We start from the raw sequence: 15,580 nt of genomic DNA on the forward strand, positions 1-15,580 counted from the left end.
GGCATTCGTTACGTTCAGCGCGACGAATGCCGCATCGGGTACGTACCACGGGGGGAGGGCTGGGTGTCTTTCGCGAGCCCGTTGTTCCTGTGGTACTTCATGCCGCTCGTGCTCGGCGCGATCCTGCTGCTGCCCGGCCGCTGGCGCAACGGCGTCGTCGCGGTCGCGAGCCTGGTGTTCTACGCCAGCGGGGCGGGCGGGACCACCCTGCTGCTGCTCGCGTGCATCGTCGTCAACTACGTCGTGGGGCCCTCGCTCGAACCCGACGAGTGGGACCTGAACCCGCGGCGGCGGCGCGGCCTGCTGATCGGCGTGATCAGCTTCGACGTCGCCGTGCTGGTCGTGTGGAAGTACGCGGGCTTCGCGACGCAGCAGGCCGCCGCGCTGGCCGGGCTGATCGGGCTCGACCTGCCGGTGGTGCAGCTCGTGCTGCCGATCGGCATCTCGTTCTACACCTTCCACCACATCTCCTACGTGGTGGACATCTACCGCGGTGAACGGCCCGCCCTGCGCAACCCCGTCTCCTTCGTCACCTACATCGCGATGTTCCCGCAGCTCGTCGCGGGACCGATCGTGCGCTACCGGGAGATCGCCGACCAGCTGCCGCAGGTCCGCACGCACCGCGTCGACGACATCGCCGCGGGCTTCCCCCGCTTCGCGCTGGGGCTGACCAAGAAGGTCGTCGTCGCCGACTCGCTGGCGCCCCTGGTCGACGCGTGCTTCAAGACCCCGCCGGGGCAGATGACCTTCGCCATCGCCTGGCTCGGCGCGATCGGCTACACGCTGCAGCTGTACTTCGACTTCTCCGGCTACTCCGACATGGCCATCGGGCTCGGGCGGATGCTCGGGTTCCGGCTGCCGGAGAACTTCGCGCGGCCGTACTCCTCGGTGACCGTCACGGAGTTCTGGCGGCGCTGGCACATGTCGCTGTCGCGGTGGTTCCGGGACTACGTCTACATCCCGCTCGGCGGCAACCGGCACGGCGTCGCCAAGACCTACCGCAACCTGACCATCGTGTTCGTGCTCACCGGTTTCTGGCACGGTCCGAACTGGACGTTCCTGGTGTGGGGGCTGTTCCACGGGCTGTTGCTGGTGATCGAGCGGTGGCGGCGGTGGGACTCCGCTCCTCGCCCCGGCTGGCCCAGGGTGGCGCGGCGCGCGCTGACGCTGCTGCTGGTGGTGTTCGGCTGGGTGTTCTTCAAGTCCGCCGACCTGGGGTCGGCCCTCTCCCTCATCGGGCACATGCTGGTGCCCGACCTCACCGGTGTCACCGACCTCGTCGAGTCCGCGCTGACCAACCAGCGGACCCTGATCCTGCTCGTCGCGCTGTCGGTGTTCTTCCTGCCCGCCGGGCCGGTGACCGGGCCGTACCTGGAGTCCGTCCGCGGCGGGCTGGCCTCGTCGCTGCGGATCGGCGTGATGACCGCCGGGCTCGCCTACTCCGCCATCCTCGTCGCCACCGGCACCTTCTCACCGTTCCTCTACTACCAGTTCTAGCGCCGGACGCCGCGCGTATTTCGCTTGTCATACGCTTCGTGCGCGCTCTGGTCGGAGAAGAGATCCTTCCGGCGGAAGGAGAGGCGAGTGCGATGCCGAAGAGGAACGCGGCTGCGGGGCCGGGTAGACGACGCGACCGAGCGCAGGGCTTGTCACGGCACCATCCGCATCGTCCGGCGGATCGCGGGCTGATGGTCACGGTGCGGACCGCGACGGCAGCGGACCTGGACGCGCTTCTGGGGCTGTACAAGGAGTTCAACCCCGAGGACCCGGATCTGTCCATTGTGGACGCCTCGGCGATCTGGGCGGAGATGGCCGGGCAGGGCCGGATCGTGCTCGTCGCGGAGCGGGACGGCGTCGTCGCGGGCACCCTGGACTGCGCGCCGTTCGCCAACCTCACCCGGGGAGGGCGGCCGATCCTGAACCTGGAGAACATGGTCGTGGGAGTCGGGCACCGGCGGCAGGGGATCGGCAGGGCACTGATCGGCGCGGCCGTCGACCTCGCGCGGGAGCTGGGTTGCTACAAGCTCCAACTGCTCTCCGCCGACACGGAGGAGGCGCACGCGTTCTACGAGTCATGTGGCTTTCGTCATGCGGCCCGGGGTTACCGGTTCTACCTGTGATCAGCACTCCAGGGAAGTACGGTGAGGCCCGTGACGGTGCGGGACGGAGGCAAGGCGACCGAGGGCTTCACGCTGCCCCAGGTGCACGAGGCCTGGCTGCCCAGGGAGCACTCGCTGCACCGGCCCAGGCACGGCAAGCGGCAGCTCGTCGCGCTGATCTCCGCCATCGCCTTCTTCGCCACCCCGCTCGTCGCGTGGACGTTCGGCGCGCGGCCGGTGGCCTTCGAGAACCGGGAGCTCGTCGCGTTCCCCTCGTTGAGCAACGGCTTCGGGTTCTTCACCAAGCTGCCGCAGTGGGCGACCGACCACCTGGTGTTCCGGCAGGACGCCGTGCACGCCACGGACTGGATCAGCGAGACGTTCTTCGGTGAGCCGGTGCCGCTGGACGGCGGGCACAACAGCGGCGGGCCGGTGCCCGCGAACCCGATCGCGCCGCCCGCGCCCACCGAACCGACCGGTCCCGAGCAGGTCCTGCCTCCGGACAGCTCCGGGTTCGTCAAGGTGGTGCAGGGCCGCGACGGCTGGCTGTTCTTCGGCGGCGACGCGCAGAGCAAGTGCCAGCCGGCCCAGTCGCTGGACCGCACGATCGCCCAGGTGAACCGCCTGCGCGCGATCGTGGAGCGGTCCGGCAGGCGGTTCGTGCTGGTCGTCGCCCCCGACAAGAGCACCGTCGTTCCGGAGCGGCTGCCGGGGAGCTACCCGGGCAAGGACTGCTCGCGGCAGCCGAACATCGACTTCTGGAACCGGGTCGTGGCCGAGGCCGGGGCGGTCGACCTGCGTCCGCACCTCGCCGCGGCCGCCGCCGAGGTGAAACGCGAGGTCTACTACCGGCAGGACACGCACTGGACCGACGAGGGCGCGCTGGTGATGACCCGCCGTCTCGCCGAGATCGTGCAGCCGGGAACGACCCGAACCTGGGTCACCGAGACCGACCGGGTCTGGAAGTCGTCGGGCGGGGACCTCGCCGCGCTGATGGGCCGCAAGGGCGAGATGTCCGGGGTGCAGTACCGGCTGCGGCCGGACGGCATGGTCGACCGGACCCGCTCGGTCGGCACCCAGTTCACCGACCCGCTGGTGCTGCGGACCGCGCAGGGCACCGGAATGGTCTCGCCCCGGGTCGCGCTGCTGATGGACTCGTTCAGCCGGTCCGCGGCGCCCTACCTCGGTGCCACCTTCGCCAACCTGACGCTGCAGAACTACCTGGACTTCGCCAAGAGCCCCGAGGCGGCCGCGGCCACCATCGCCGGCCAGGACGTCGTGGTCGTGCAGATGGTCGAGCGCAATCTGGCCGCGGGCGGCGGCACCCTGGTCATGCCCCAGTTCCTCGATCGTTTCGAGCAACTCCTCCCGCCCCGGCGCTAGATCCGTTACGCACTCGTTGCGTATTCGGCATTTGCGTGCGTCACGGAAAATCACAAACAACTGGAACGCGCGCGAATAAACCATCGACCAGCGGTTTCCGGTTGTTTGGCTTCGTTACACGAAGTGGCGTGTTTCACTCGATCATGTAATGCCTCCGATGGGCGTGCTATACCGGCTGATGCAAAAAGTTTGATGTGGCGAGTTTCCAATGTCCATTTTGGACTCGATTTCACACGGAGCGACCCCTGACACGCGACCATCGAGCCACATTCGACGTCCTCGCGGCTGCCCTGACGCAGTGCCACGCGGATGGAGTGACCGGAACATTGCGCGTCACGGGCAATCCGGGGGGCCTGTTCCACCTGAGCGAGGGCGCGGTGGTCGCCGTGGACAGTCCCGGCTCGCCGAAAGCGGAAACGCTGCTGCTGTCCTCGGGCCGGATCAGCGACGAGGACTGGGCCGCTGTCCTGCGTGAAGGCGTCGAGAGCCGGGCCCGTCGAGCGGCGCTGGTCGCCCGCGGGATCCTCACGTCCGGCGAGGTCGAGGCCGTGGTGCTGGAGGCCACGCAGGACGGCGTGTTCGCCACAGTCGCCGGTGACATCGAGCAGTGCGTCGTGGTCGAGGACGAAACCGTCGACGTGCTGCTGACAGCTCCGGACGGCGTGGCCCCGGAGCTGCTGCTGCCGGAAACGATCCGCAGGCTGGACGAACTCGCCTCGATGCCATTCCCCCTGTCGCCCTACCGGGAGTGCGTGGTGCCCGGAGGCGGAGCGGAGGCAGCCGCCCCCGGCGAGGAGGAGCGGTCACGGATCCTCGCCAACGCCGACGGCAGGCGCACGGCGCGGGACATCGCCTTCGCGGTCGGCCGGGGCGTCCACCCCGTCACCGTCGAGATCTCCCGGATGCTCGCCGAGGGTCTGTTGGAGATCGCCCCACCGGCGGTCGCGGTCGTGTGTTCACACCAGGAGATCACCTCGCTGGAGCGCCGGGCGAAGGCGGCGCGGGTCGCTGCCCCCGGCGCCGACCGCGCGAGCCCGCTGCCCGTACGCCGCCCGGGCCCGCCGCACCGGATGCCGGGAACCACATGAGCCCGTCGTGGTGGCGGTTCCGCCCGAGAATCTCGGCCTTTCCGAAGAAGAAAGGAAGAATGTTGGACTACGACGCGCTGGCCGTCGAACTGCGCAATCTGCGAGAAAGGGTATCCGGGGTAACCAGCACGGTCATAGCCGCCGTCGACGGAATTCCCATCATCTCCGATTCCGCGAGCACCGTCGACCCGTCGAACGTCTCGGCGCTCGCCGCGGCCGATCTCGGGATCGCCCGCCAGGCGTCGGAGGTGCTCGGCCTGGGCGCGCTCAGCCAGACCGTGGTTTTCAGCAGCCGGGGCTACATGGCCGTGTACGCGATCGGCCGAAGGGCGCTGCTGGTCGTACTGGGGGACAAGGGGCTGAATCTCGGGCGCCTCCTCTACGAGGCCCAGCCCGCGATCGAGCGGATCGAATCGATCCTGACCCCCGGCAAGATCTCCGCTTAGACCAAGAACTGTTGAGAGAAGAAAGTGATTCGATGAACATCGATATGGCGCTGAAAGAATGCATGTCCATCAACGGTGCCGTCGGCGTCGCCCTGGTCGACTACGACAGCGGGATGTCGCTCGGCACGGCCGGTGGCGGCGACTGGCTCAACCTGGAGCTCGCGGCGGCGGGCAACACCGAGGTCGTCCGGGCGAAGCTCCAGGTGATGTCCACGCTCGCGCTCAACGACAGCATCGAGGACATCCTCATCACCCTGCACCGGCAGTACCACATGATCCGGTTGATCAACGCGGCGAAGGTCCGGAGCTCGCTGTTCCTGTACCTGGTGCTGGACCGGGACCAGGCGAACCTCGCCCTGGCCCGGCACAACCTCAAGCGCATCGAGAACGACCTGCAGGTCTGAAGCGGTGCGCACGGTGGGGATGCGGCGTCCCCGCATTCCCACCGCGGGCCGCGGTTAGGCGCGGCGGGCCGAGAGCCCGCGGAGGCGGGCGGTGCCCACGGCCCGGCACACGAGGTAGATCAGGAACGAGATCGCGGTGATGAACGCGCTGACAGGGACGCCCGGGGCCAGGGAGAGCACGATCCCGCCCAGCGCGGCGACCTCGGCGAAGACCACGGAGAGCACGATCGCCATCGTGGGGTTGGCGGTCAGCCGGGCCGCCGCGGCGCCGGGGGTGACCATCAGGGCCAGCACCAGGAGCGCGCCCACGGTCTGCACGCCGAGCGCGGTCGCGACGCCGACCAGAACCGCGAAGAGCGGCGTCAGCACGCGCACGGGGACACCGCGGGCGACCGCGACCTCGGCGTCCACGCTGGCGAACAACAGCGGGCGGTAGATCACCGCGAAGACCACCAGGACCGCGAGCGCGGCGACGGTCAGCAGTGCGAGATCGGCCGAGTCCACGCCGACGATCTGCCCGATCAGCAGGCTGAACTTGTTGGACGTGCGCCCGGGGTACAACGCCAGCAGCAGCACGCCGAGGCCGAGCCCGAACGACAGGACGGCGCCGATGACGGAGTCGCGTTCGCCGTCGCGCTGGCCGAGCAGGCCCAGGAGCAGCGCGGCGACCACGGAGCCGGCCAGCGCGCCACCGCCGACGCTGGTGCCGATGAGCAGCGCGGCCGCGGCGCCGGTGAACGCCAGCTCCGCGGTGCCGTGCACGGCGAAGGACATCCGCCTGGCCACCACCATCGGGGCGAGTGCGCCGGAGACCAGGCCCAGCACCGCCGCGGCGAGCAGCGCGTTGCGGACGAAGTCGTAGCCCAGCAGCTCGAGGGTGGCGTTGAAGTCGAAGAGCTTGCCGAAGAAGTCCTCCACGCCGATCAGCCCTTCGCCTCGACGTGGTGGTGGACGGTGGCCCCGTCCTGCTCCGCGCCGACCACGACGATGCGGTCGCGCACCCGCAGCACCTCGATGGGCGTGCGGTAGAGCTCGCTGAGCGTCTCCGAGGTCATCACCTCGTCCGGAGTGCCGATCCGGAAGCGCCCGTCGACCAGGTAGAGCACCCGGTCCACGAACGGCAGGATCGGGTTGATCTCGTGCGTCACGAACAGCACGCCCGCCCCGCGCAGCTTGGCCTGTTCGGCGATCAGGCCGCTGACCACGCGCTGCTGGGCCAGGTCGAGGGAGAGCAGCGGCTCGTCGCAGAGCAGCACCTCAGGCCCGGCGACGAGAGCTTGGGCCACCCTCAGCCGCTGCTGCTCACCACCGGAGAGCAGGCCGATCGGCATGTGCGCGTAGCTCTGCGCGCCGACCTCGGCCAGTATCTCGTCCACCCTGGCCCGGCTCGCGCGGCGCGAACGGAAGCCCCACCGGTGCCCTTCCAGGCCCAAGGTCACCAGGTCGCGCCCGCGCACGCTCAGCGTGGCGTCCACGGAGCGCTGCTGCGGGATGTAGCCGACGCGGGTGCTGCCGCGCCGCGCGGGCTCGCCGTGGATCTCCACGGTGCCCGAGGACAGCGGCTGGAGGCCGAGCAGCACCCGCAGCAGGCTGGTCTTGCCGGAGCCGTTGGGGCCGAGCACGGCGAGGAACTCCCCGGGCGCGACGTCGAGGTCGAGCCCGTCCCACAACACGCGCGGCCCGTACGCCAGCCGCGCGTCCCGCAACCTCACGACACCCAACGTGCTCTCCTACTTCTTCGGCAGGGCCTTGGCGAGAGCGTCGACCTGGGCGCTCATCCACTGCAGGTAGTTCTTGCCCTCCGGCAGGGTCTCAGTCAACTCCACCACCGGCAGGCCCGCCGCGACGGCCTTCGCCTTGGCCTGCTTGGTCACCCCGGACTCGGTCTGCGGGTTGTAGATCAGCACGACCGCCTGCTTGCCGGTGATCAGCTTCTCCAGTTCCGCGACGGCGGCTGCGGGAGGGTCGTTGCCCTCCTCGACGGCCTTGCTGAACTGCTCGGGGGTGACGTCCGTGAGCCCGGCGTGGGTGATCAGGTTGGCCGCGACCGGCTCGGTGGCGATGACCTTGGCGTCCTTGTTGGCCTCGCCGAAGGCGTGCACGCGCTTGTCGAGCGCGCCGATCTCGTCCTTGAACTTCGCGGCGTTCTGGGTGAACTTCGCCTTCGCGGCGGGCTTCAGGTCGCCGAGGCGGCCCGCGAGCTCGTCGGCGACCCTGGCCACGGTGTCGAAGTCGTACCAGACGTGCTCGTTGTGCCCGCCGGTCCCGTGCTCGTGGTCGTGACCCTCGGTGGTGGTCTCGCCCGCGTGCTCGCCCAGCTTGACGGCCTCGATGACCACGGTGTTGGGCTGCACCAGCTTGCCGATCGCGTCGTCGTAGCCGCCGCCGTTGAACAGCAGCAGGCCGGCGTCCTTCACCGCGGCGCTGTCGGCCGGGGTCACCTGGTAGGAGTGCGGGTCGACGCCGCCGCCGGAGATGAGCGCCTTGACGGCGATCTCGTCACCGCCCACGGTCGCGGCCACATCCCCCCAGACGTCGGTGGAGGCGACGACCTTGAGCTTGCCCGCGGCGCCCGGCTGTGGGGACTGGGACGTGCCGCCGCCACAACCGGTGAGCAGGAGCGCGGCGGCGGTCAGCCCGGCGAACAGCCGGGGGCTACGGATGGTCATGGACGGCACTCCTAGGCGACATTCGATCAGGTAATGGAAACCGTTGTCGAGTTCACCTTACGAGCACAGGACCGGCCCCCGTCCAGCTGATGCGGACGAGGGCCGGAATTGTGATGCGATAGACGCAGGCTCAGCCGTCGATCCGGGCGCCGGTCTCCGGGTTGAACAGGTGGATCTCGCTGTGGTCGCGCAGGCCGACCCGGACGGTCTGGCCCAGCGCGGGCGGGGTGCGGCCGTCGACCCGGACGATGAACCGCTCCGGGCGGTCGGCGATGCGCACCGAGCCGTAGACGTAGGCGTCGGCGCCCAGCTCCTCGACCAGCTCGACGGTCAGCTCCATGCCGTCCTCGTCCGCGCCGACCAGGCCGAGCGACTCCGGGCGGACACCGAAGGTGACCTCCTTGAGGCCGTCCGCGCCGACCTTGTCCAGCGTGGTCCTCGGCAGCGGGACCTCGAGGCCGTCCAGCTGCGCGCCCGCGGCGGTCAGCGGCACGGTCTTCAGGTTCATGCCGGGAGAGCCGATGAACGCGGCCACGAAAGCGTTGGCCGGGGTCTCGTACAGCGCGCGCGGGGTGTCGCACTGCTGGAGCAGGCCGTCCTTGAGCACCGCGACGCGGTGGCCCATGGTCATGGCCTCGACCTGGTCGTGGGTGACGTAGATCGTGGTGGTGCCGAGGCGCCGCTGGAGGGCGGCGATGTTGGCCCGGGTCTCCACGCGGAGCTTGGCGTCGAGGTTGGACAGCGGCTCGTCCATGAGGAAGACGCTGGGCTCGCGCACGATGGCGCGGCCCATCGCGACGCGCTGCCGCTGGCCACCGGAGAGGGCCTTCGGCTTGCGGTCGAGGTACTTCTCCAGGTCGAGCATCTTGGCCGCCTCGGCGACCTTCTCCTTGATCTGCGGCTTGGGCACGCCGCGCAGCTTCAGCGCGAAGCCCATGTTCTCGCCGACGGTCATGTGCGGGTACAGCGCGTAGGACTGGAAGACCATCGCGATGTCGCGGCCCTTGGGCGGGACGTTGGTGACGTCCTTCCCGCCGATCTCGATGGCACCCTCGTCAACGTCCTCCAGGCCGGCCAGCATGCGCAGCGCGGTGGACTTGCCCGAACCGGACGGCCCGACCAGGACCAGGAACTCGCCGTCAGCGATGTCCAGCTTCAGCTCGTCGACCGCCCGCACGGGCGGGCTGCCCGGGTACACCCGGGACGCGTTGACGTAGGCGACCTCGGCCATGTGTGGGTCCCTTCACTTCACTGTGCGGCGAGAAACGTCAAGGTAGCTGTTCAGAACGATTCCGTCAGCCCCTCGGGTGACACTTCAACGATAAAGGTTCAGACCAATAGGGCCGCCTACCCCTTGACCGCTCCGGAGGCAAGCCCGGCAACGAGAAACTTCTGGACCAGGTAGAAGACGATTACCGCCGGAATGGCCACCAGGATCGAGGCCGCCGCGAGGTGACCCCATTCCGTCCGGTTCTGCTGGACGAACACCTGCAGGCCCACGGCCAGGGTCTTCGACTCGTCCGACGCCGAGAGGAAGGCCGAGGCGAAGGCCACCTCGCCCCACGCGGTGAGGAACGCGTAGAACGCGGTGACCGCCACCCCGGGCTTGGACAGGGGCAGCACCAGCCGCCAGAAGACCGAGAACGGGGAGAGCCCGTCGATGCGGCCCGCCTCGTCGATATCCCGGGGAATGGTGTCGAAGTAACCCTTGAGCATGTAGGCGCAGAACGGCACCGCGGTCGTGCAGTAGACCAGGACCAGCCCGAAGCTCGTGCCCTGCAGGCCCAGCGTCAGCAGGATGTTGTAGAGCGGCACGATCAGCACCGCGAACGGGAACATCTGGATCAACAGGAACGACAGCATCATTCCCCGGTAGCCGGGGAAGCGGAACCGGCTCACCGCGTAGGCCGCGGTCGCCGAGAGGAACACCGAGATGACCGTCGTCAGGATCGCGATCACCGCGGAGTTGGCGAACCAGGACAGGAACGAGCCCTTCTCGCCTGCCAGGATGTTCGCGTAGTTGTCGAAGCTGGAATCGTTGAACAGCGTCGGCGTGGTCTCCGCGGCCTTGGCGTCGGGCTTCAGCGAGGTGATGAAGACCCAGAACACCGGGAAGACCGCGATCAGCGAGGCGACGACGAGCGCGCCGTGCAGGCCGAAGCTGGCCAGCCGCGAGCGCTTCGGCTTGCCCGTCGTTCTGGCGACCGCGACGTTCTCCGTGGCCCTGATGGAAACAGCGTCGAGGCTCATCACCACACCTCACCCTGCCGGCGCAGCGCCCGGCGGTAGACGGAAGCGAACACCAGCAGCACCGACAGGATCAGCACGCCGTAGGTTGAGGCGATGGCGTAGTCGCGGGACGCGCCCTGGAAGAACCGCTCGAAGGCGTAGGTGATCAGCAGCCGGGTGTTCGGGTTGATACCGGTGATCAGGTAGACCACCGCGAACATGTTGAAGGTCCAGATGGTGCCGAGCAGGATCACCGTGCTGGACACCGAGCGCAGGCCCGGCATGGTCACGTTGCGGAACTTCTGCCACGCGGTGGCGCCGTCGATCTCCGCGGCCTCGTAGAGCGAGCCCGGGATCGACTGCAGGCCGCCGAGCAGGGTCATCATCATGAACGGCACGCCGAGCCAGACGTTGACCAGGATGACCGCGACCAGCGCCAGGTCGGACTGGCCGAGCCAGACCGGGTCGGGCAGGCCCAGCGCGCGCAGGGCCTGGTTGATGATCCCGTACTGCGCGTTGAACATGTACTTCCAGGCGAAGGCGCTGATGAACGCGGGCACCGCCCACGGGAGGATCAGCAGCACCCGGTAGACGCCGCGGCCGCGCATCGGGCGGTTGAGCAGCAGCGCCAGCGCGAGCCCGATGACGAAGTGCAGGCCGACGCAGGCGAAGGTCCAGATGAGCGTGCGCAGCAGGATGTCCCAGAAACTGCCGTAGGACGCGTCGCCGCTGAGGACGTTGGCGTAGTTGTCCAGGCCGGTGAACTCGTAGCTCGCCGGGCGGTCGAGCACCGGGTTGGCGATGTTCGACTCGTTGATGTCGGTGAAGCTGTAGTAGGCGCCCTGCACCAACGGCAGGATCACCAGCACGCCCGTGACGAGCACGGCGGGCAGCACCATCGCGTACGCGTACCAGTGCCGACTGAAGAACCCTCGCACTGTCCCTGACTCCCGTGTCCGAGACCGAGAAGGCGCCCCTCGTGGTGAGGGGCGCCTCGGTCGGTCAGCCCTGCGAGTACTCCTTGACGACCTGGTCCTTGTAGGTCTTGGCGACCTCGTCCATGGCGGCCTTGGCGGTCTTCTTGCCGGAGAGGACGTCGGCGTAACCGATCTTCAGCGGGTCGAAGAGCTGGCCGCCCTCGGGGATCCACGCCCGGGCGTGCGCCGACTTGATCGCCTCGGAGAAGCCGGTGACCACGGCCTGCGACTTGACGTCCGCGGTGTCGTAGACGGACTTGCGGGTGGGCAGCAGGCCCAGTTCCTTGGCGACCGTGGCCTGCGACTCCGCCGAGCTCATGCACTGGATGAACTTGACGGCGTTGTCCTTGGCCTTGGTGCCCTGGCGGATCACGTAATTGTGCCCGCCGACCGGCCCGGAGCCCTTGCCCGCGCTCGCGCCGGGGACCGGGGCGATGCCGAGGTTGGAAGCGTCCTTGAACGCGTCGCTCTTGAGGATGTCCACCACGGCCCACGGACCGTCGATGATCATCGCCACCTGGCCGCCGGAGAACGCGGCCTTCATGTTGTTGTAGGAGTTGCTCGGGTCCAGGGCGGTCTGTGCGACCTTGGCGTCCAGCAACGACTTCGCGGTCTCGACGCCCTTGACCGAGGCAGCCGTGTTCACGGTGATCTTCTTCGACGCGGTGTCGACCAGGTTGCCGCCGTCGCCGTAGATGAACGGCAGTGCGTAGTAGGGGTCGTTGTTGATGAAGAGGGCCTTCTCGCCGAGCTTCGCGCCCGCGGCCCTGACTTCGTCCCAGGTCTTTGGCGGCTGGATGCCCGCGTCGGCGAGCATCTTCTTGTTGTAGAGCAGGCCGAGGGTGTCGGTGACCTGCGGGACGGCGTAGGTCTTGCCGTCGTACTTGGTCGAGCCGACCGCCACGTCCAGGAAGTCGGCGCTGTCCTTGGCGAGGTCGGTCGCGGACAGGTCTTGGATCAGCCCGTTCTTCGCGAACTCGGAGACCCAGGCGACCTCGGCGCGGAGCACGTCGGGACCCTGCCCGCCCTGAGCGTTGGTCTTGTAGTTGCTGCGCGCCTGGTCGAAGGCGACCTGCTCGGTCTGCACCTGGTAGCCGCCCTTGGTGGCGCAGCCCTCGGCGAGCTTCTTGAAGACCGAGTGCTCGTTGGGTCCGCTGGTGTCCCAGAAGACGACCTTGCCGGCGTTGCCGCCGCCGGAGCCGCCACCGCAGCCGGTGAGGGCGAGCGCTCCGGCCGCCGTCAGCGCGGCGGCGCGGATGAGGTTCTTCGCGAGGGGTGTGCGTCGCATCGTTGCTGTCGTTCCCTCCGTGTACCTGCGCGTCGTCGTCGGCGGCAGGCGAGTCAGCTTCTGCAAGCTTTTGCGTTGAGGATGACGCGGATTTCATACCCCGAAGGCATGTCTGGTCAAGGGTTGTTCAGTAACCAAGCAGTAACAAGGCCCATCTTGCTGCAACATTCTTCAGGCCATTGCAAAAACTTGCTGACCTCCGGCAGGCTAGGGCCCGTCAGAGGCGGGACGGCTGGGAAACGGAGGGCACGTGGCAGGTCTTGCCGAGATCGCCAAGGCCGCCGGCGTGAGCATCTCGACGGTGAGCCGGGTGCTGAACCGGCGCGCGGGCGTCAACGAGGCGACCCGGCGCAGGGTGCTGGAAGTGTTGGGGGAACTGCCTTACAGCCCGCGCGGCCTGGGCGCGCTGCAGCGCACCGGGGTGATCGGCCTGCTGGTGCCGGAGCTGTCGAACCCGATCTTCCCGGCCTACGCGGAGGCGCTGGAGACGCGCGCCTCGCTGGCGGGGTACTCGTCGCTGCTGTGCAACACCCGCTCCGAGGGCTGGGCGCTGCGCGAGGAGGAGTACGTCCGGATGCTGCTCGCCCGGGGCGTCGAGGGCATGGTTTTCGTGTCCCCGGAAATCACGAACGTCGAAGCGGGCGGAGAGACCTACTACGCGCGGTTGCTCGCCGACGGCGTGCACATGGTCTTTGTCAACGGCGGTGCCCCCGGGCTGGACGTGCCGGACGTGACGGTGGACGAGCAGGTCGCCGGGTACCTCGCGACGCGTCACCTGGTCGAGTTGGGGCACAAGAGGATCGGCTTCGTCTGCGGTCCCGCGCGATCGCTGCCGACGCGGCTCAAGCGCGCGGGATGGGCTGCGGCGCTTGAAGAAGCGGGCCTGCACGCCGATGAGCGGCTGGTCGCGCACGCGCCCTACGGCGCGGAGGGTGGCGCGGCCGCGATGGCCACGCTGCTGGACTCGGCTTCGGCGCCGACCGCGGTGATCTGCTCCTCGGACCACATGGCGCTCGGCGCGATGCGGGAGTCGCACCGGCGTGGCCTCACGGTGCCGACGCAGATGTCGATCGTGGGCTTCGACGACATCCCGCTGGCGGCCTACTGCACTCCGGCGCTGACCACGCTCGCCCAGCCGATCGCGGAGATGGCCCGCGCGGCGGTGGACGAGTTGGTGCAACGCCTCACTCCGGGCGCGCGCCGGTCAGGTGGCAGCTACAGCCGGGTCTTCCGCCCCCGCCTGGTCGTGCGCGAGTCCACCGCCCCGCCCGCACCCTGACGGCCATTTGCGTTTTCGCTGATGCGTATTCGTCCTCGGACGTCAGGCGAGACGGGAGCGGATCTCGTGCCCGGGGCGGCGTCGATCCGGGGTGAGGTGATCAGTCGGTGTGCTTTCCACATCCCGGCGTTCACCGACTTGGCGCGCAGCCTGCGTCAGGTGTTCGCCGATCTCGCCGCCCGCGACGACGACAGTGCGGCCACCCACCTCAACGCGCTGCTGGCTGCGCACTCCGCCCACCCGCACCTGGCCAAGGAGGAAGGCCGTTGGCGTCTGCACCACCACCCGGCCGAGGTGGGGCTCGCGCCGATGTGGGCGGCGATCTGCGCCGAGGCACTGGCCCGCCTGCTCGCCGCCGACCACGCCACCCGCGTCTCGACATGCGCAGACGTGCGGTGCGCCCGTGTGTACGTCGACACCAGCCGCAACGCCACCCGCAGGTTCTGCTCCACCACATGCCAAAACCGCATGAAGACCGCCGAGCTCCGACGCAAGCGCAAGCTCGCCTCACATACGACAACACCGCGAAAGCCCTCGTAGCAGCCTGGGCTTCGTGCGACAGCTCGTGTTCGGTTACTGGCGTCGTAAGTGGTCACCGGCGGCGTAGCGCTGCCACGGGACGACGAATGGTGGTGTCTCTCGGAGGAGCCCGTGGATCGCGGTGGTGTGCGCGTCGAGTCCGGGAAGGCTGAGACTGCGCAGCCGAAGCCGCAGCGACGTGGTGCGCATGGGCTGGCCGGCGCGCCGACCGGGGAGCAGGAACAGGTTCGTTGTGGCGGTCGAGGCGGTCCGTTCCGGGCGGCTGTTGAGGTAATTGACGAGGAGGGCGTGCTCGGCGAAGTGCTGGATATCGCGGACTTCGGACTCCGTGTGCTCACGAGTCAGGTTGCGCGCCAGCAACTGGTTGGTCCAACCGTGGAGCATCTCGCGGAACACCTGCTCCTCGGGACGCAGCGGCCTGCCTGCCTCCGTCGCTCGCGTCTGCGGCGATGCAAGATCGCATCAGATGCGGTTCAACCGAGTTCCGCACCCTGGCTCAAGAGGTGGCGCGGCGAGGCTTGTCGTACTGGACCAGTTCGACGAGGAAGCCCGCGGCGCGGCCCAGGTAGAAGAAGGCGACCTGCATGCCCTCGCGAGCGCCCGCGCAGGGTTCGGCGTCCAGCTGGACGAAACCCTGCGAGCGCAGGCGCTCCATCTCCGCGGCGATGTCGTCGACCTCCAGGGCCACGTGGTAGGCGCCGGGGCCCTTCTTCGCCAGCTGCGACTGGACCGTGGAGTCCTCGCGGGTCGGTGAGACCAGCTCCACGGTGACCTCGTCCGGCTTGCCGGACAGGCCCCAGAACTCGCACGCGACGCCGTACTCGTCGGCGGTGCCGGTCTCGCCCTGCGCCATGCCGAGCGCGGTCAGCAGCTTGCCCGCGGCCTCCGGGTCCTTGACCGCGACGCCGACGTGGTCGATGCCGAGGATCACTAGTCGATCCCCGCGCTCACGGCCGCGGACAGCTCGTCGACCGTCTTGGCCGCGTTGAACTCGCGCAGGTCCAGCTGCACGCCGAAACGGCTTTCCACCTGGGAAAGGATTTCGAGCGCGCCCATGCTGTCCCAGTTCTCGTGGTCGCGCAGCGTCGGGTGCGCCTCGAGGTCGGCGCGCGGGATCTCCAGCACGTCCTCCAGGATGTCCAGAACCCCGTCGGTCACCGACTGCGTGTCCGCCATGA

18 protein-coding genes are annotated in these 15,580 nt (G+C 68.8%); 8 read left to right on the forward strand and 10 right to left on the reverse strand.

Annotation, left to right across the window (positions count from 1 at the left end; genetic code table 11):
• Positions 1-63 precede the first annotated feature (63 nt).
• The 6 genes from BLT28_RS30445 to BLT28_RS30470 all read left to right on the forward strand — a co-directional run bounded on the left by BLT28_RS30445 (position 64) and on the right by BLT28_RS30470 (position 5,420).
• On the forward strand, positions 64-1,497 hold the full coding sequence (locus tag BLT28_RS30445; RefSeq protein ID WP_030428285.1) for an MBOAT family O-acyltransferase: 1,434 nt from the start codon (positions 64-66) through the stop codon (positions 1,495-1,497).
• Positions 1,498-1,688: 191 nt separating this feature from the next.
• Complete coding sequence (locus BLT28_RS30450; RefSeq protein WP_197683915.1) at positions 1,689-2,120, forward strand: GNAT family N-acetyltransferase; 432 nt, start codon at positions 1,689-1,691, stop codon at positions 2,118-2,120.
• Between the two features lie 30 nt (positions 2,121-2,150).
• Positions 2,151-3,482 carry an alginate O-acetyltransferase AlgX-related protein gene (locus BLT28_RS30455; protein ID WP_162184809.1) on the forward strand — a complete coding sequence of 444 codons (1,332 nt, stop codon included), beginning with the start codon at positions 2,151-2,153 and terminating at the stop codon, positions 3,480-3,482.
• A gap of 314 nt (positions 3,483-3,796) precedes the next feature.
• The gene (locus BLT28_RS30460; RefSeq protein ID WP_081900117.1) at positions 3,797-4,570 is read left to right on the forward strand and encodes a hypothetical protein; all 774 of its coding nucleotides are present in this window, start codon (positions 3,797-3,799) and stop codon (positions 4,568-4,570) included.
• 59 nt (positions 4,571-4,629) lie between these two features.
• Positions 4,630-5,016, forward strand: coding sequence for a roadblock/LC7 domain-containing protein (locus BLT28_RS30465; protein WP_231950484.1), 387 nt, complete (start codon positions 4,630-4,632; stop codon positions 5,014-5,016).
• 32 nt (positions 5,017-5,048) lie between these two features.
• Positions 5,049-5,420, forward strand: coding sequence for a hypothetical protein (locus BLT28_RS30470; protein WP_030428290.1), 372 nt, complete (start codon positions 5,049-5,051; stop codon positions 5,418-5,420).
• A 54-nt stretch (positions 5,421-5,474) separates the two neighbouring features.
• Here the strand turns inward: BLT28_RS30470 and BLT28_RS30475 are convergent, their stop codons facing one another.
• The 7 genes from BLT28_RS30475 to BLT28_RS30500 all read right to left on the reverse strand — a co-directional run bounded on the left by BLT28_RS30475 (position 5,475) and on the right by BLT28_RS30500 (position 12,583).
• Entirely contained in the window at positions 5,475-6,338 is an 864-nt protein-coding gene (locus BLT28_RS30475; RefSeq protein ID WP_030428291.1) for a metal ABC transporter permease, read from the reverse strand.
• Positions 6,339-6,343: 5 nt separating this feature from the next.
• A complete protein-coding gene (locus tag BLT28_RS40530; RefSeq protein ID WP_322788467.1) occupies positions 6,344-7,132 on the reverse strand; it encodes a metal ABC transporter ATP-binding protein in 789 nt (262 codons plus the stop codon).
• Between the two features lie 18 nt (positions 7,133-7,150).
• Positions 7,151-8,089: a metal ABC transporter solute-binding protein, Zn/Mn family gene (locus tag BLT28_RS40535; protein ID WP_030428293.1), complete on the reverse strand. Its 939-nt coding sequence runs from the start codon at positions 8,087-8,089 to the stop codon at positions 7,151-7,153.
• Positions 8,090-8,219: 130 nt separating this feature from the next.
• Positions 8,220-9,320 (reverse strand): ABC transporter ATP-binding protein, encoded by a 1,101-nt coding sequence (locus BLT28_RS30485; RefSeq protein ID WP_030428294.1) that lies wholly within the window; start codon positions 9,318-9,320, stop codon positions 8,220-8,222.
• 116 nt (positions 9,321-9,436) lie between these two features.
• Positions 9,437-10,339 carry a sugar ABC transporter permease gene (locus tag BLT28_RS30490; protein ID WP_030428295.1) on the reverse strand — a complete coding sequence of 301 codons (903 nt, stop codon included), beginning with the start codon at positions 10,337-10,339 and terminating at the stop codon, positions 9,437-9,439.
• Positions 10,339-11,256: a carbohydrate ABC transporter permease gene (locus tag BLT28_RS30495; RefSeq protein WP_043810633.1), complete on the reverse strand. Its 918-nt coding sequence runs from the start codon at positions 11,254-11,256 to the stop codon at positions 10,339-10,341. The genes BLT28_RS30490 and BLT28_RS30495 overlap by 1 nt, the downstream gene beginning before the upstream one ends.
• Before the next feature lie 64 nt (positions 11,257-11,320).
• The gene (locus BLT28_RS30500) at positions 11,321-12,583 is read right to left on the reverse strand and encodes an extracellular solute-binding protein (protein ID WP_030428297.1); all 1,263 of its coding nucleotides are present in this window, start codon (positions 12,581-12,583) and stop codon (positions 11,321-11,323) included.
• A 250-nt stretch (positions 12,584-12,833) separates the two neighbouring features.
• Here BLT28_RS30500 and BLT28_RS30505 point away from each other — a divergent pair, with 250 nt between their 5' ends.
• A complete protein-coding gene (locus BLT28_RS30505; protein ID WP_043810635.1) occupies positions 12,834-13,862 on the forward strand; it encodes a LacI family DNA-binding transcriptional regulator in 1,029 nt (342 codons plus the stop codon).
• Between the two features lie 96 nt (positions 13,863-13,958).
• Positions 13,959-14,402 (forward strand): CGNR zinc finger domain-containing protein, encoded by a 444-nt coding sequence (locus BLT28_RS42225; RefSeq protein ID WP_231950485.1) that lies wholly within the window; start codon positions 13,959-13,961, stop codon positions 14,400-14,402.
• 33 nt (positions 14,403-14,435) lie between these two features.
• Here the strand turns inward: BLT28_RS42225 and BLT28_RS30515 are convergent, their stop codons facing one another.
• The 3 genes from BLT28_RS30515 to BLT28_RS30525 all read right to left on the reverse strand — a co-directional run bounded on the left by BLT28_RS30515 (position 14,436) and on the right by BLT28_RS30525 (position 15,578).
• Positions 14,436-14,786, reverse strand: a complete 351-nt coding sequence (locus tag BLT28_RS30515) for a hypothetical protein (RefSeq protein ID WP_156050657.1) — start codon at positions 14,784-14,786, stop codon at positions 14,436-14,438.
• 112 nt (positions 14,787-14,898) lie between these two features.
• Positions 14,899-15,333 carry a VOC family protein gene (locus BLT28_RS30520; protein WP_030428301.1) on the reverse strand — a complete coding sequence of 145 codons (435 nt, stop codon included), beginning with the start codon at positions 15,331-15,333 and terminating at the stop codon, positions 14,899-14,901.
• Positions 15,333-15,578 carry an acyl carrier protein gene (locus BLT28_RS30525; RefSeq protein ID WP_030428302.1) on the reverse strand — a complete coding sequence of 82 codons (246 nt, stop codon included), beginning with the start codon at positions 15,576-15,578 and terminating at the stop codon, positions 15,333-15,335. The genes BLT28_RS30520 and BLT28_RS30525 overlap by 1 nt, the downstream gene beginning before the upstream one ends.
• Positions 15,579-15,580 lie beyond the last annotated feature (2 nt).

This window comes from Allokutzneria albata, from assembly GCF_900103775.1.
GTDB lineage: Bacteria > Actinomycetota > Actinomycetes > Mycobacteriales > Pseudonocardiaceae > Allokutzneria > Allokutzneria albata.